The sequence below is a fragment of the Acinetobacter sp. MD2(2019) genome, assembly GCF_035615615.1.
In the GTDB taxonomy this organism is placed as follows: Bacteria; Pseudomonadota; Gammaproteobacteria; order Pseudomonadales; family Moraxellaceae; genus Acinetobacter.
On the sequence record NZ_VTDU01000008.1, the window covers coordinates 68,611 to 84,650 of the forward strand.

Annotated in this window: 18 protein-coding genes; 6 read left to right on the top strand and 12 right to left on the bottom strand. The window is 42.6% G+C overall.

The window, feature by feature from the left end; translation table 11 throughout:
• Window positions 1-6 precede the first annotated feature (6 nt).
• The 4 genes from fabG to I2F62_RS06215 form a co-directional block, all read right to left on the bottom strand.
• Window positions 7-741 carry a 3-oxoacyl-ACP reductase FabG gene (fabG, locus tag I2F62_RS06200; protein ID WP_324626153.1) on the bottom strand — a complete coding sequence of 245 codons (735 nt, stop codon included), beginning with the start codon at window positions 739-741 and terminating at the stop codon, window positions 7-9.
• Window positions 738-1,727, bottom strand: a complete 990-nt coding sequence (gene fabD / locus I2F62_RS06205; protein WP_324626154.1) for an ACP S-malonyltransferase — start codon at window positions 1,725-1,727, stop codon at window positions 738-740. The genes fabG and fabD overlap by 4 nt, the downstream gene beginning before the upstream one ends.
• Before the next feature lie 185 nt (window positions 1,728-1,912).
• Window positions 1,913-2,095, bottom strand: a complete 183-nt coding sequence (gene rpmF, locus I2F62_RS06210) for a 50S ribosomal protein L32 (protein ID WP_086213569.1) — start codon at window positions 2,093-2,095, stop codon at window positions 1,913-1,915.
• A 74-nt stretch (window positions 2,096-2,169) separates the two neighbouring features.
• A complete protein-coding gene (locus tag I2F62_RS06215; protein WP_324626155.1) occupies window positions 2,170-2,730 on the bottom strand; it encodes a YceD family protein in 561 nt (186 codons plus the stop codon).
• A 94-nt stretch (window positions 2,731-2,824) separates the two neighbouring features.
• Here I2F62_RS06215 and I2F62_RS06220 point away from each other — a divergent pair, with 94 nt between their 5' ends.
• The 5 genes from I2F62_RS06220 (at window position 2,825) to rluB (ending at window position 6,762) form a co-directional block, all read left to right on the top strand.
• Complete coding sequence (locus I2F62_RS06220; protein ID WP_324626156.1) at window positions 2,825-3,487, top strand: elongation factor P hydroxylase; 663 nt, start codon at window positions 2,825-2,827, stop codon at window positions 3,485-3,487.
• 91 nt (window positions 3,488-3,578) lie between these two features.
• Window positions 3,579-4,196, top strand: coding sequence for an L-threonylcarbamoyladenylate synthase (locus I2F62_RS06225; protein WP_324626194.1), 618 nt, complete (start codon window positions 3,579-3,581; stop codon window positions 4,194-4,196).
• Window positions 4,197-4,380: 184 nt separating this feature from the next.
• Window positions 4,381-5,178 (top strand): segregation and condensation protein A, encoded by a 798-nt coding sequence (locus I2F62_RS06230; protein ID WP_324626157.1) that lies wholly within the window; start codon window positions 4,381-4,383, stop codon window positions 5,176-5,178.
• Window positions 5,168-5,755, top strand: coding sequence for an SMC-Scp complex subunit ScpB (gene scpB / locus I2F62_RS06235; protein WP_324626158.1), 588 nt, complete (start codon window positions 5,168-5,170; stop codon window positions 5,753-5,755). The genes I2F62_RS06230 and scpB overlap by 11 nt, the downstream gene beginning before the upstream one ends.
• 41 nt (window positions 5,756-5,796) lie before the next feature.
• On the top strand, window positions 5,797-6,762 hold the full coding sequence (gene rluB / locus I2F62_RS06240; protein ID WP_324626159.1) for a 23S rRNA pseudouridine(2605) synthase RluB: 966 nt from the start codon (window positions 5,797-5,799) through the stop codon (window positions 6,760-6,762).
• 24 nt (window positions 6,763-6,786) lie between these two features.
• On the opposite strand, the gene bioD is transcribed toward rluB, so the two are convergent.
• From bioD to I2F62_RS06270, 6 genes are all read right to left on the bottom strand, one after another.
• Entirely contained in the window at window positions 6,787-7,455 is a 669-nt protein-coding gene (bioD, locus tag I2F62_RS06245; RefSeq protein ID WP_324626160.1) for a dethiobiotin synthase, read from the bottom strand.
• Entirely contained in the window at window positions 7,452-8,219 is a 768-nt protein-coding gene (bioC, locus tag I2F62_RS06250) for a malonyl-ACP O-methyltransferase BioC (RefSeq protein ID WP_324626161.1), read from the bottom strand. The genes bioD and bioC overlap by 4 nt, the downstream gene beginning before the upstream one ends.
• 2 nt (window positions 8,220-8,221) lie before the next feature.
• A complete protein-coding gene (locus tag I2F62_RS06255) occupies window positions 8,222-9,382 on the bottom strand; it encodes an 8-amino-7-oxononanoate synthase (RefSeq protein WP_324626162.1) in 1,161 nt (386 codons plus the stop codon).
• Window position 9,383: 1 nt separating this feature from the next.
• The gene (gene bioA / locus I2F62_RS06260; protein ID WP_324626163.1) at window positions 9,384-10,664 is read right to left on the bottom strand and encodes an adenosylmethionine--8-amino-7-oxononanoate transaminase; all 1,281 of its coding nucleotides are present in this window, start codon (window positions 10,662-10,664) and stop codon (window positions 9,384-9,386) included.
• 89 nt (window positions 10,665-10,753) lie between these two features.
• On the bottom strand, window positions 10,754-11,464 hold the full coding sequence (locus tag I2F62_RS06265) for an alpha/beta fold hydrolase (RefSeq protein ID WP_324626164.1): 711 nt from the start codon (window positions 11,462-11,464) through the stop codon (window positions 10,754-10,756).
• Between the two features lie 120 nt (window positions 11,465-11,584).
• On the bottom strand, window positions 11,585-12,310 hold the full coding sequence (locus tag I2F62_RS06270) for a phosphatase PAP2 family protein (protein ID WP_324626165.1): 726 nt from the start codon (window positions 12,308-12,310) through the stop codon (window positions 11,585-11,587).
• Window positions 12,311-12,460: 150 nt separating this feature from the next.
• Between I2F62_RS06270 and I2F62_RS06275 the strand changes: the two genes are divergently transcribed.
• Window positions 12,461-13,093, top strand: coding sequence for a riboflavin synthase subunit alpha (locus tag I2F62_RS06275; protein ID WP_324626166.1), 633 nt, complete (start codon window positions 12,461-12,463; stop codon window positions 13,091-13,093).
• On the opposite strand, the gene nadB is transcribed toward I2F62_RS06275, so the two are convergent.
• Together nadB and nadA are read right to left on the bottom strand one after the other, a co-directional pair.
• Window positions 13,090-14,652, bottom strand: a complete 1,563-nt coding sequence (gene nadB / locus I2F62_RS06280) for an L-aspartate oxidase (RefSeq protein ID WP_324626167.1) — start codon at window positions 14,650-14,652, stop codon at window positions 13,090-13,092. The two genes, I2F62_RS06275 and nadB, sit on opposite strands and share 4 nt — an antisense overlap.
• Window positions 14,630-15,778: a quinolinate synthase NadA gene (gene nadA / locus I2F62_RS06285; protein ID WP_324626195.1), complete on the bottom strand. Its 1,149-nt coding sequence runs from the start codon at window positions 15,776-15,778 to the stop codon at window positions 14,630-14,632. The genes nadB and nadA overlap by 23 nt, the downstream gene beginning before the upstream one ends.
• Window positions 15,779-16,040 lie beyond the last annotated feature (262 nt).

Sequence of the window (16,040 nt, forward strand, 5' to 3'; positions counted from 1 at the left end):
CTTATATTAAGCCATATATAAACCACCATTTACATGTAAGACATTACCTGTAATGTAACTGGATTTATCGCTGGCGAGAAAACTCACTGCATTTGCGATATCTTGAGGATCTCCTAGACGTCCTAATGCAACTTGCTCACTCATTTTTTTGCGAATTTCTTCACTTAACTGCTCTGTCATTTCAGTTGCAATAAAGCCTGGTGCAACCGAATTTACAGTAATTTGGCGACTGCCCATTTCTTTCGCTAAGCTACGGCTAAAAGCCTCAATTCCCGCTTTTGCAGCAGAATAATTGGCTTGGCCAGGGTTAGCAAAATGTGCAACCACAGAACTAATATTAATAATGCGTCCAAAACGTGCGCGGGTCATGCCTTTTAATACACGTTTCGACAAGCGATACACTGCCTTTAAATGAATATTTAAAATATCATCCCAATCATCTTCAGACATACGCAACAATAAGTTGTCACGGGTAATGCCCGCGTTATTGACTAGAACCAAGACTGAGCCATACTTTTGCTCGATGTCTGTCACCAATGCATCAATGGCTTGACCATCACGAACATCTAGCACAGCGCCCACGCCTTGCTCAGCAAAAGCTTGCGTCAATTTTTCTGCGCCAGCTTCAGAGGTTGCTGTACCCACAACAAAAAAACCATCTTGAAGAAGTTGTTGTGCAATCGCCGCACCAATTCCACGGCTCGCGCCGGTTACGAGGGCAACTTTACGTTCTTGTGTCATACATTTGTTCCTTCTGCGGCTAAAATCGTTTTTAGCGCATCTTCCATGCGACTTGGTGTATCCAGCGCAAATGTTTTCTCAATATTTGGCAAACGTTTTGCCATGTTACTTAAAACTGCACCCGGCCCACATTCAACAATATATGTAACACCTTGATCTTGCAAGGATTGAATGGTATTGGTCCACTGTACAGATTGATATAATTGTTCAGTTAATGCTTGGCGAAGCTGTGCAACATTGCTTGCAACTGCCGCGTTTACATTTTGTATTACAGGTATACAAGGCAGTTCAATGGCAGTTTGTTCCAAAGCCGCTGCAAACTGCTCAGCAGCAGGTTTCATCAGCAAACAATGCGAAGGCACAGAAACAGGCAAAGCAATTGCTTTAGCACCTTGTTCTTTGGCTTGTGCCATAACTGCTTCAACCAAAGCGGTTGTCCCTGCAACCACGACTTGCCCTTTGGTATTATAATTTGCTGCATTCACAGAACCTTCAGCAGCAGCTTCAGTCACAGCTTTACACAGTGCAAGTACTTGCTCATCGGCCATGCCTAAAATAGCTGCCATTGCACCTTCACCTTGCGGCACAGCACTTTGCATGAGTTTGCCACGTAAATGGACTAATTTGACGGCATCTGCCAAGCTCATGGCCTCACCAGCCACCAAAGCACTGTATTCACCTAAAGAGTGCCCTGCTAGAAAATTTGGTGCTAAACCACCTTGCTCTAACCAAACACGCCATAAAGCAATACTTGCCGTTAAAAGTACGGGTTGAGTGTTGGCTGTTTCATTTAAGCCTTCACCACTTTGTGCAATGTGCCATAAATCGAAACCCACAGCAGCAGAAGCTTCCGCAAAAGTTTCTTGCACGCTGCTAAACTGTTCTGCAATTTCAGCGAGCATGCCGATTTTTTGTGAACCTTGCCCCGGAAATACAAAGGCAGTTTTTGAGGCTTGAGCAACCTGCTCGAGTCGTTTAGCAGACATATAAAGAATCCTTTTTAGTCTTCTATTGAAGTTTGGAGCAGCAATTTAACATTATTTTTTTTACATTTTAATTGCCAAATACGACAACATTTTTAGATACATTTTTTCTAACATCTTTTTTTGGGCACAAAAAAAGGGAGCTTTCGCTCCCCTTTTACATTAAAGAAAACTTTAATGCACTTCAATTATTCAGCAGATGCTTTAGCGAATAATTGACGACCACGGTAGATACCGTCTTTAGTTACATGGTGACGACGATGAGTTTCACCAGTAGCTTGGTCTACAGTTAATGCATTCTCGGTTAAAGCGTCATGTGAACGGCGCATGTCACGGCGAGAGCGACTTTTACGGTTTTGCTGAACGGCCATGATGGCTCCTTACAAAAATCGAAAAAATGGATCAGAACAATTTCAGTTACCCTAACTCAAAAGTATAACATACTTTATGAGTTTAGTTTACCTTTTAAGCTTGTCAAAATATCAAACGGATTATCCCGTTTTTCTTCAACAATGTCCTGTTCGGTCGGTTGATGCTTATGCTCACAAACTTGATGTTTAGGAGATAATGGCACCAACAATAATAACTCATCTTCAAGTAAAGTGAGTAAATCAACAGTAGCAGCTTGTTCATACGAGCCTTTTGTTGATGTCTCATTTTCACCTAATACGATGAAATCAGCATCCTCATCCAAGCGCTCTATCAGTGATTCATCATCGACGAGGGCCAAATGAACGTCTGAAACCAGTTCTATCTCGACAGTATCCAAACAACGTTGGCATTCCATCGGAAGTTGTGTTTCTACGTGTGCATCCAACCATACGACACGATAATACGCGTCCATTGATAGTTTACAATTTACCTGAACCGATTGATCATCAATCGATCCAACTGCTTCACGAGCAATTCGAGCAAAGCGTGACAGGGGCAGTGTTCCTGACCATGTATAGCCTTGTTCAGCCCATTTAAACGGCTCAATTTGTGCCGGAAAGGTATTAGCTGACATAATTAAGGCGGCAATTCTACAAATTCATCTGAACTCTGTCAAAGTTTAAGATACAATTTTGCACTTTAAGACAGAACCATTGGGTAAATAAGTCATGCAATTGTTGCAGCCGCAACCGAAAGTTAACACGTCATCACTTGTTCACACCCTACCTATTTGGGACCCAAACATCGGCCTAGACCAAGTACAACGTGCGCTGTGGTCAGAGGCTATTTCTGAAGAGAACCAAGTAGATTGGCTTATCTTACACTTTAATGCGTGGTTTTCCCACCATAATGTTATTTTGTTCAAAGGTGAGCACGAACCTGAATATTTTCCAGCGACAGCAAATGAACCTGCAAAAATTCAATTTGCGCATGGTTTTTTTAATAGCGCGCTGCATGAAATTAGTCATTGGACCATTGCTGGGTCCAAACGCCGCTTACAACCTGACTTAGGCTATTGGTATGCACCCGATGGCCGCACGAAAGAACAGCAACAATTATTTGAACAAGTGGAAGTCAAACCGCAAGCCATTGAATGGTTATTTGCCACCGCTTTTGGCCGCAACTTTCGTGTCTCGCTGGATAATTTAACTGGTGAAGGCGGCAACGGTCATCAATTTAAAGATGCGGTATTTAACAAAGTTCAGGCTTTTTTTGCAGGCAATGCATCTTTACCACCCGATGCCACGCGCTTTATTCAGTGCATTTGCCTATGCACACGCAATGGCAAAAGTTTACAGGCAACAGAATTTAAACGTGAAATGTTAGATTAAGTTCGCCCGTGGGCCAGTTAAAAATTTGTACAAGGCACGCAACACGCTCATAATATGTATAAATCTCAGGCAGCTACGGAGAACAATGATTATGCTTCATTTAAGAATTCATCCTGACAACCCGCAACCGAGACTCATCCAACAAGCAGTAGAACGCATTCGTGCTGGCGATGTAGTGGTTTACCCTACCGATGCGGCCTACGCGATTGGCTGTCAAATTGGGAATAAAGCTGCGATGGAGCGAATTGCTCAAATTCGTAATTTAGGCAATAAACATCAATATGCGATTTTATGTAGCGATTTATCCGACATTGCCACCTTTGCCAAAGTCGATAATGCCACCTATCGACTGCTCAAAGCCAATACACCTGCAGTAACCACTTTTATTTTGACCGCGACCAGTGAAGTGCCCAAACGGCTGATGCACCCGAAAAAGAAAACGATTGGGCTACGCGTTCCCAACAACCCCATTTGCCAAATGCTGCTCAAAGAATTAGGCGAACCGTTACTCACCAGTACCTTAATTTTACCGAATCATGAAGATCCGTTAGATGATCCTTACGAAATTGAAATGCAATTGGGTAAACGGATTGATGTATTTATTGATGGCGGTTTTGGCACACTTAGCACCACCAGTATTGTCGATTTATCGGGCGATCATCCAAGCGTGATACGACATGGCGTTGGCGATGTAAGTGCATTCGAATAATTTTTCAAACCATCTGTATTGGTTTTAAACAGATTATGCGCTTTTATCCGAAATCCAGATGATCTTTATTTCATTCTGCATTGAAATCGCTTAGTATATGCGACTTATTTTTTTATCTCCTCAACTTAAAACGCTTAAGTTGGTTTTTCATGCTTTTGAAAATTCGCGTGGCATAAATAGTGTAATGAATCAAAATATCGACGCTGAAGCGGTCGCTTTATCGAATATTCGTATTTTAGATGAGTGGCAGCAAGATGTACCTGAAGATTTATATATTCCCCCTGCTGCCTTTCAAATCCTTTTGGAACAATTTGAAGGGCCATTGGACTTTTTAATCTATTTAATTCAAAAAAATGGATTCGATTTATTACAACTCGATATTGCCCCGATTGCGACCCAGTACCTTGCGTATATGGATGCAATGAAATCGTTTAATATTGAACTAACAGCCGATTATATGGTGATGGCTGCCTTACTGGCCGATTTAAAATCGCGACTTTTACTGCCAAAACCAGCAAGTGTGCAACTTGAAAAAGATCCTAAACAGGAATTAATTGATCGTTTAGAAACCTATTTACGCATTAAACAAGCCGCAGAACGTTTAGGGCAATTGCCAATTTTAGAACGAGATACCTTTAATACCCAAGTTCAGTTTGGGCAAGATCATAGCGTGTATGAAGGTTACGATGCCGCAAGCCTTCGCGATGCCTTATTTTGTATTTTTAATCGACCTGAACCGGTTATTCATCAAGTGCAGCAAGAACCAGTACTGCTTGAAGAACGCATTGCTCATATTGAAGCCATGGCCGCCTCTGGACAAATTCTAGACTTTCAAAGCCTGCTCAATCCTGCACAAGGTAAAATGGGCATGGTGGTGACATTTATGGCGGTGCTTGAATTAACACGCCAACAAAAACTACACATTGTTGGCACAGGTCAAGAGGCACCTTTATCTATTCGAGGGACAGCACATGACGCTTGATTCTATGCCAATGGCCGTTGATGACTTACATCACGAAGTTCTTATGCAACTTGAAGCGATTATTTTTGCAAGCGATGCGCCTGTTTCAATTGCACGCTTGAAAGAAGCCTTTCAAAACCAATATAATAAACAGCAGCTACGCCAATATTTACAGCAGTTAGCTGTATTGCAACACGGCCGTTCCATTGAACTGATTGAAACAGCACAAGGTTTTCGCTTTCAAGTGCGTAGCAAATACCGCGATATGATTCGTCAAACTTGGCCGGAACGCCCAACCAAGCTGTCGCCATCGTTACTTGAAACCATTGCTGTGGTTGCTTACCATCAACCGGTAACACGTGCCGATATCGAACAGATTCGAGGCGTGAGCAATAATAGTCAAATTTTACGTACTTTATTCGACTGGAACTGGATTAAAGAATCTGGTTTCCGTGAACTCCCGGGAAGACCCGCCTTGCTGGTCACAACTCCCCATTTTTTAAATGCTTTTGGTTTGTCATCTTTAAACCAACTGCCTCCCCTACAGGATGCCAAGGAAGCTTTCATGACACTTGATGCCAATGCACCAAAGTCGTGAATAGGTGGACTGTTGATTGATTAATTCTAAGGTTTACTGTCATGAGTGAAAAACTACAAAAGGTACTTGCCCGTATAGGACTAGGTTCTCGTCGTTATATGGAAGAAGTGATTGCCGCTGGACGTGTGAGTGTCAACGGTAAAATTGCCCAAGTGGGCGAACGTATTGAACCTACCGACGAACTGCGTATCGATGGCCGTAAGGTTCAATTCCAAATTGAAGATGAAATTCGTCGTCGCGTATTGGTTTATTATAAGCCTGAAGGTGAAATTTGTTCACGTAATGATCCTGAACAACGCCCAACCGTATTTGATAATTTACCACAAATTGCCAATGACCGCTGGGTGATGGTGGGACGTTTAGATATTAACAGTACAGGTTTATTGTTATTTACTAACGATGGTGAAATGGCTAACCGCTTAATGCATCCATCGAATGAAGTAGAACGTGAATACGCAGTCCGTGTGATGGGTGAATTAACGCCACAAATGCGCAGAACCTTAATTAACGGTGTCACTTTAGATGATGGTCCTGCTAAATTTGAGTCGTTATCTGACTTAGGTGGCGAAGGGATTAACCGTTGGTATCAAGTGGTGGTTAAAGAAGGTCGTAACCGTGAAGTGCGTCGTTTATTTGAATCGCAAGGTTTAAAAGTTAGCCGTTTACTGCGTACCCGTTATGGTTCAGTGATTTTACCACGTGAACTACGTACTGGTCGTTGGACTGAGCTCGACAAGCAAGAAATTGACAACCTCACCAAATTGGTTGAGTTAAAACCACGTCAAGGTACTGGTTTGTTTGGTATGGCAAAACGTCGTGCAGAAAAAATGACGGAAAAGCCAATGGCTGCACGTCGTGGTGGCTTCTTACGTCAACAACGTCGTGACAATGAAGAACAATCTCAACCACAACAACGCGCACCTCAACGTCAAGAACGTGGTGAGCGCCAAGAACGTCAAGGTGGACAACGCAGTCCGTTTGGCTTCAAACGCGACAATCACCGTTAAAATAGTATAAAAAATGCCTCTTTTTTAAGAGGCATTTTTTTGTGCATTAGCATCAATTTTGGGAATATCCAGCCAATGTGCAGTTGGAAAATGCATCGATAAATACTGTTTCAAATAACGCTGTGTATCTGTTGAAATAATTGTATCTTCGGATTCATCGTTTAAGTTATACGCCAGCGCATGTAATTGAATATTACGCGCTTTGATTGCCTCTAAGCTAAGTAAGGTGTGGTTAATACTGCCCAAACGCCCCGATGTCACTAAAATAACGGGGAAATTCTGCTGCTGAATATAATCAATCGTGAGGATTTCTTCCGTTAAAGGCACCATTAAACCACCCGCACCTTCTAAAAAAACCACGTCAAAATTTGCGGCCAGTTGCTTGGTGGCTTCGGTAATTTTATTAAAATTTACTGTACGTCCATCTAAACGCGCAGATAAATGGGGCGATGCAGGATAAGTAAAAATTTCAGGCATGGTAAGTTTGCTGTGATCTTCTGTAAACCACCCCGAACCCATAATCTGCCGATGCTGCTCGATATCTTCTGACGTTTCTAAATTACCAGTTTGAATTAATTTTTGGGTAATGACTTTTTGCCCTTGGGCGAGTTGTTGTTTGGCTAAATAACCGGTGGCATAGGTTTTACCGATGCCTGTATCAATCCCACTGACGAAATAAACCTGAGCCGTCATACTGTTCTCCGCGCAATAATATAAATGGGATGGTACGTTAAAGGATAATAAGACACGCCCTGATCGTTAATTTGACTAAACTGCGCGTAGTCTTGATCAAACTGCTTTAAGCGTTGTTTGGTCCACACAAAATGGTGTGAGCTTGCGGTTACGCCCGTTGCTTTTAAATGCTTGAGTACCCGTAAAGGATGACTAAACATAAGCTGAATACTATGCTGTTCGGTGTGCAAAACCTCAAAGCCTTGCTGTTGCAGCAAGGTGGTGATTTGCTCGGCAGAATGGTAGCTTAAACCTTGCCCTGTGAGTGCCTTAATTTCTTTTAAATTTTCTGGGCCAAAAATGGAAAAACAAAACCACCCCTGACTATGCAATGCCTGATGAATTTTAGCAAAAACATGGTTTAAATCTTGCATCCACTGTAACGCAGAGCTAGAAACAATTGCCGTTAATTGTTTAGGATAAACAATGGTTTCAGCATCGCCCAAACAAAAATCCACATTGGCATCGTGTTTGAAGAATTCCATCACCGCCGGATATAAATCATTCACAATATACTGCTCAATTTGCAATTGCGGCAGCAATAAATGCGTTAAATTGCCTGAACCACAGCCAATTTCAAACACCTTTTTTAGCGGTGTTGGGCAGTATTGCTGTATTAAGGCAGACAAATGCTGGCAAATCTGTTGCTGTGCAATCGCCTGTTCGGTATAGCTATATTTTGCTCTGGCAAACCGTTGCTGAACTTTGCTTTTATCAATATGCATACTTAAACCAGTCTACTTACAAGCTGTTGTAACTCATTTTGCGTAATCTGTGCATTTAAAGACACTCTAAGCCGCGCACTGTTTTGTGGAACCGTTGGTGGACGCACGGGCATAATATAAAACCCTTCGGCTTGCAATGCTTTGGCTTTTTCCACCGCACGGCGACTCTCGCTAATCACTATCGGCACTAAATGACTGGTTGAAGGACTACTATACCCCAAAGCGGTAATTTGCTGCTGTAAGTATTGGCTCATGTGCTGTAAATGTTGACGCTGTGCGTGCATCGTTTGCATGTGTTCAAAGATAAATTGTGTCCATGCAATATTGATGGGTGGCAGTGCCGTACTAAAAATTAACGGACGCATGCTGTTAATTAAATAGGCTTTAATAATTTCATCGCAAATTAAATATCCCCCCATTGAAGCAATGGCTTTACCAAACGTCCCCACTAAAAAGTCGATCTGATCAATCACTGCGTATTGTTCAGCACAGCCCAAACCTTTTTCGCCGCGCACGCCAATGGCATGCGCCTCATCGACATAGAGCATAACTTTGGCAAATTGCGCTTTAATGGCTGCCAACGCGGCTAAATCAGTTTCATCGCCATCCATACTAAAAATACTTTCGGTGACCACAATAATCCGTTCAAATGCCGCATCATCATGATATTTTTCAATTAATTGCTGCAAATGGCTTAAGTCGTTGTGGCGATAACGCACATATTTGGCGCTGCTTAATCGAATGCCATCAATCATACTGGCATGAATCAGTTTATCTGCCAAAATTAAGGTTTTGCTGTCGGCAAGCGCTGGCAAAATGCCAATATTCATGTGGTAGCCGCTGTTAAATAACAAGGCACTACGTCCTAAAAAAGCCTGCGATAAACTCTGCTCTAAAGCGCTATATTCTGGATAATTGCCCGTCAGCAACCGCGATGATGATGTGGTTAACTGTCGTTTGTGCATCGGCAGCTGTTGAAAAAATTGCGTGCGTAATTCTTGCTGATTTGCTAAACCCAAATAATCATTGGATGACAAATTCAGCATTTGTTGTCCATCGACACAGATCATTTTTTCAAACTGAGTATTGTCGGTAAATTGCCGATAATTACCTTGTTGTTTGAGCTGTGCAAGCGCTGCTGCATAATGGTCAAGCAAAGCCATATCACGCGCCTCCTTTAAGTTGTGAAACCACAGCAATTAACTGCATTAATAAGGTATCAAGCTCATCTTCTAGAATAATATACGGCGGCATTACATAAACCAATTTTCCAAATGGGCGCACCCAAATGCCACGTTGCACAAATTCTTGCTGTAACTGCGCCATGTCTACCGCATGGTTCAGTTCAACCACACCAATTGCACCAAGTACCCGAACATCGGCCACGTGCGCAAGATCGGCCAGCGGAGTTAAAGCCTTAGTTAACTGCGTTTCAATGTCGCGAATTCGCTGCTGCCAGTTTTGTGCCAGTAACAACTGGGTACTGCGATGCGCAACTGCACACGCTAAGGGATTCGCCATAAAAGTTGGGCCGTGCATAAACACGCCTGCTTCACCACGGGAAATTGTTTCGGCAACCTCGGTGGTGGTTAATGTTGCAGACAGCGTGAGATAACCACCGGTTAAGGCTTTGCCAATGCACATAATATCTGGTTCAACTTGCGCATGTTCCCACGCAAACAGTTTACCTGTGCGACCAAAACCTGTGGCAATTTCATCAAAAATGACCAATAACTGATATTTTTCACACAAACGTTTCACTTGGCGCAAATATTCAGGATGATAAAAACGCATGCCACCGGCCCCCTGCACAATCGGCTCAATGATAAATGCTGCAAGCTGCTCGTGCTTATCTTTAAGTAATTGTTCTAATTCAAATATATCTTGTGGATTCCACGCGCCATCAAAACGGCTTTGCGGTGCTGCCACAAAATAACGAACCGGTAAACAGGAACCAAAAATTTGATGCATGCCAGTTACAGGGTCGCACACCGACATCGCATTCCACGTATCGCCATGGTAGCCCGAACGTGTACTGACAAAATTGGTTTTTTCTTTTTTGCCTTGGGCATTCCAATATTGCACCGCCATTTTTAAAGCCACTTCCACAGCAACTGAACCGGAGTCGGCATAGAAGATTTTTTGCAGTTGTGGTGGTGTAATACTTAAAAGCAATTTACCCAGTTCAATGGCAGGGTCATGCGTTAAACCACCAAACATAATATGCGACATACGGGTTAATTGGTCGGTTACGGCTTGGTTTAATTCAGGATGATTATACCCATGGATTGCACACCACCAAGATGACATGCCATCGATCAACGTTCTACCATCTTCTAATTCAATGGTAGAGCCATATGCCTGTTTAACCTTAAATGTCGGCAATGGATTCAGCATTGAAGTATAAGGATGCCATAAATGCTGCGCATCGAATTGATCGACCATGTTACATCAGTCCGTTTTTACACAATGGACTGCATAGTAAGGTGTTTTTTCAATAGATTCTATTGCCAGATCAGTCAAAAAATCAGGACTTATAAAAAAGTGTCAATTGCTTGCAAAGTTTGCTGGATATCAAACACAGGAAAACTATGTCCAGCATTTTCTAAAAGCTGCACGCTAACGTTTTTTGTGGCGATTTGTAAAATATTTTGCTGAACTTTGCTTGGAACCAGTGTGTCTTGCTCGGCAAAAACAAAATGAATCGGTGCTGGATATGTACGTAAAATATCGCACAAATGGAGCGACTGAAGTTGCAATAATCCTTGGATTAATTCTATTTTTTGCGGCGGATTGGCATGGGTTAATAAAAATGACCAGTTTTGTTTTAATGCTGGCTGACCTGTGCAAATGTTTAAATAAAACTGCTTTAAGGTCGCCGCAGGGTTATTTAAAAATTGTTGTTTAAACCGATGAAATTCATTTTCAGGCATGGCATGTGGCCATGTTACATTGGCCACAAAACAAGGATTGCTTGCCAAACAAATTACAGGTTTTGCTTGTTGAAACCGTTGCCATAAGGTGTGCGCCAGCAAAAGTGCCAACTGCCCACCCAATGACCACCCTATTAGAATATCGGCCAACTGCGCCTGCTGCACAGCTTTTTGTAATGCGTCAGGCTGCTGTGCATCAAAAATATCCATGAGTTCAACACAATGCCCTTGTTGCTGCAATGCCGTTTGCAACGCCTGCAACGGCGCAATGCCTACGCCCCACCCTGTAATCAGCAATATACGCTTGGACATGTGTGTCATCCATTCAAAATTTAAGCTTAGCAGTATACGCCAATGTGAATTTTCACTATGTGCAAGATCTGCCAAATTTAAACCGTGCTTCTATCGCATCATTACAAAAGCAGGGATCAATTATTTGAGTTTATTTTGAATTTCGCGTTTGGCTGCATCGAGTTGTTGCATAAATTGGGCATCGGCATGCAAACGTGCTACTTCAGCAGCACCGGTTATACGCCCTGCGTCTACATCACTTTGCCAATGCATTCCACAAATGACGCGACTTTGCCCAAATTCATAGCCACGTTTTAAAATTTCATTTTGGCGATCTGGGCGAATTTCTGCCAAAATCAATGCACTTGACCAACCAATGGTGGTATGCCCTGAAGGATATGAACCATTTTTGCTTAAATTGGCTTCATCATTAGGGGTACACGAATGGCTATTAAAAAACACAAAAGGTCGTAAGCGCATATAGTGCTCTTTGGCAGCTTTTGTGGCGTAATTGCCACTGTCTGTACGCAGTTTTTTTAATACATCGTAAGTGATTGGGGTGTTTTTTTCAGAAATTTCTATACCAAATGCTTGCGAAAAAGGTTGACCAATATTGGCATCGGATAAATCTGCATCATCGGCGGCTTGCTTCCAACGTGCAGTACCAACAAGGCTTCGTGCCTGATCATACGCAGCTTTGTCGCGCAAAAAATCAACACTGTCATATGCCGGTGGTGCAGGCAAAATTTGCAAGCTATCTGGGGCTTGTGCCGCAGTTAAAAAAGAATCTTTGGGCTGTGCATTTACTGCCGCCGAACCCAATACACTCGCCCCAAGCATAATTGCTACAGATATTTTTGCCTTCATTTTAACGTTAAGCTCAAACAGAAATTAGGCTTAAATTAATCCGCTTTTTTGACAACATGATGACGCCTTTTTTACCTTTTGATGACAGACAGACTTTCAGGTAAAAGCGGCTTATAATGCAGCATATTCTTTGGTTTAGAAAATCTGCACATGTATACAGGCATTGTTTTAGGCACTGAAAAAATTCAAAACATTGAAACTAAAAATGGGTATCGCACCATTTTTGTCAGCAACAGCAAAGGCTTTTTAAATGATGTTTTTATTGGTGCCAGTGTCGCCATTGATGGCACATGTTTAACCGTAACCGAAATTGCAAACGACTTCAGCTGGGTCAGCTTTGATGTTGCCGACACCACGCAACAAATCACCACGTTGGCACAGCTTAAACCCGAACAACAGGTGAATATTGAACGTTCCTTTAAAATGGGAATGGAAAATGGGGGGCATCAACTATACGGGCATATTGAAGGCATGGCCGAAGTTAAACAAGCTATTCACAACGGTGCAACCTTACATTTAGATTTAGCCATTCCGCCCGAAAAAATGCGCTATTTCTTTTTAAAAGGCTTTATTGGCTTACACGGCTGTAGTTTAACAGTGAATCATGTCGATAAAACCACACATCAAATTTCAGTCGATTTAATTCCAGAAACGCTACGTTTAACCAATTTACAATTTGTGCAGCAAGGCGATTTTTTAAATTATGAAATTGACCAAACCACCCGTACTTTGGTCGATACCATTGAAGCCATTTATGCCAATAAAATGGAGCGTGGCATTTAAACCAAATCTGCACATCTAGCTGATAAGATGCTCTGTCCATCAATGATGGTCATTTGTATCTGCTCGCTTAAATCAGGACAATCCTGATTAAAATGCGTTCCACGACTTTCATGGCGCTGCAACGCACTTTTTAGCATCAGCAAGGCGGTATATAACCCATGCGGCACGCATTCCTGCTGTGCAATACATTGCTGCCGCCAATACAATAACTGCTGATACAACTGCTGCATATCCGCAAAGTTCCGCTGAATTCCAAAACATTGACTCATACGTTGCTGTAACTGCGCGAATGAAAATGACTGATTATATTGGAATGGCGCAAGCGGATGAAACTGTAGTTGAATGCTGTGTGCGCTAGCGTGAGGTACTTGCCATTCGGTGGGTTGACAAATTAACTGGGCGATACGCCGCCCAACCACCACACATTCGAGTAAAGAATTACTCGCAAGCCGATTGGCACCATGCAGCCCTGTGCAGGCAACTTCGCCAACCACATACAAATTCACCACATCACTTCGACCATCGGCATCACTAAATACCCCACCACAGGCATAATGTGCAGCAGGCGCAACGGGAATTTGCTGGCTGCAAATATCTAAGCCCAAACTTAAACAATGTTGATAAATAGCCGGAAAATGATGTTGAATAAATTCTGCTGATAAATGCGTCATATCCAAATACACGCTTGGATTTTTTTGCAGCTCATTGGCAATGGCGCGCGCCACAATATCTCGAGGTGCAAGTTCCGCACGCACATCGTACTCAGGCATAAAACGCCGCCCTTGATGATCTCTTAAAATGCCTCCTTCACCGCGTAAAGCTTCTGAAATTAAAAAACCATCTGCATTCGGCAAAGCCAGCGCGGTTGGATGGAACTGAATAAATTCTAAATTCGCCACTCGGCAACCGGCTTGCCACGCCAATGCTACGCCATCGCCGGTTGCTGTCACTGGATTGGTGGTTAAAGCAAACAATTGCCCAAGCCCACCAGTGGCTAAAATAGTATGTTGTGCTGCAATGGTACTAAGCTGTTGATGAGCATTAATCAACACCGCACCCTTGCATTGCCCTTGTTCAACCCACAATGTTTTAACATCATGCTCGGTTAAACAGGTCACATTAAACTGCTGTTTAAGTCGCTGTTGTAACGTAGATGTAATTTCATATCCGGTGTAATCGGCAACATGAGCCACTCGGCGCTGACCATGACCGCCTTCACGGGTTAAATGCAGTTGTTGATTATCCTGACAGGTAAAAGTGACACCTTGCTGAATTAGCCAATCAATGGATTGCGGGGCATCGTGTAAGATCTTTTCAACCTGCTGTACATCACACAACCCTGCGCCTGCAATTAAAGTATCTTCAATATGCTGGGCAAAGCTGTCGTCTGCATCTAAAACTGCGGCAATGCCGCCTTGTGCCAAATAACTCGCGCAAGTATTTAAATCGGCTTTAGCCACAATGGCAATTTTTAAGTGGCTAGGCAAAGATAAAGCAACAGTTAAACCTGCTAGCCCCGCCCCAATAATTAAAACATCATAATGCTGAATGGTGTTCATGCTGCTCTGCCAACCAATCTTTAAACATCACCAATTCTTTGGCTAAACCTTGCTGTTGTTGATAGCCTTTATACGCTGCTGCGAAATTCAACATTTTTAAAATGGGTTGTTTGGCTTTTTCAACCAATGCGGCGCTTAAATGAATTTGTTGATCTTGATGCTTTAATGCAGCTACACATGCCGCTAAACCATTCATTGCCATCCACGGGCAAAATGCACACGATTTACACGTTGCACCATGGCCTGCGGTTGGCGCAGCATAAAATTGTTGATGCGGTGCATGTTTTTTCATTTCATGCAAAATGCCCTGATCGGTCGCAACAATAAATGCCGCTTCTGGACGTTGTTTAACCGCATTTAATAGCTTACTGGTTGAACCGACTACATCGGCCAAAGCCACCACTTCAGCAGGCGATTCAGGATGTACCAACACCAATGCCTCTGGATGTTGTTGTTTTAAATGTTGCAATTCAATGGCTTTAAATTCGTTATGCACAATACATGAGCCTTGCCATAACAGCATATCTGCACCGGTTTTTTGCTGAATATATTCACCTAAATGGCGGTCCGGCCCCCAAATAATTTTTTCGCCTTTTTGTTTTAAATATTCAACAATTTCAATTGCTATAGATGAAGTCACCACCCAATCGGCATGCGCTTTCACCTCTGCACTGGTATTGGCATATACCACAACGGTACGTTCTGGATGTTGATCGCAAAACTGCTTAAATTCAGTGGCCGGACAGCCTAAATCTAAAGAACACGTTGCTGCCAAATCTGGCATTAACACGGTTTTTTCTGGGCTTAAAATTTTTGCTGTTTCGCCCATAAAGCGCACCCCTGCCACCAACAAGGTTTGCGCATCATGCTCCTTACAAAACCGCGCCATTTCAAGAGAATCGCCCACCATACCGCCTGTGGCTAAGGCCAAATCTTGTAATTCAGGCTCGACATAATAATGCGCCACCATGACAGCTCGCTGTTGTTTAAGCAGTGCGGTAATTTCATCTTGATAACGCTGAATACTGGCACAATCAAGCTTTTCGGGAACTTTTGCCCAAGCTTCATGCAATGTACAAGCATTCAAGTTTTGAATTTGCTCGGCATCGGCCACATGTGCCTGCATAAAGGCCAAGCTAGGTTTTTCATATGGGAAATGGGCGAAATGTTCCTTCATGGTTAATCCTAAACCGTGTCTTTTTTTAATTATGCTCATAGCGAGCATATAAAAACAAGCTATTTTTGCTCACCTTGAGCAAAAATAGCTTAATGGCTTCATTTTCAATATTTTTTAATCGGAGATTAAAACCAAGCTCTGTAAATAAAACCCAATCCGTGTTTATTTTGTGCTACATAAAAGCAGAAAAATGGGTGATGAGTGATGTACT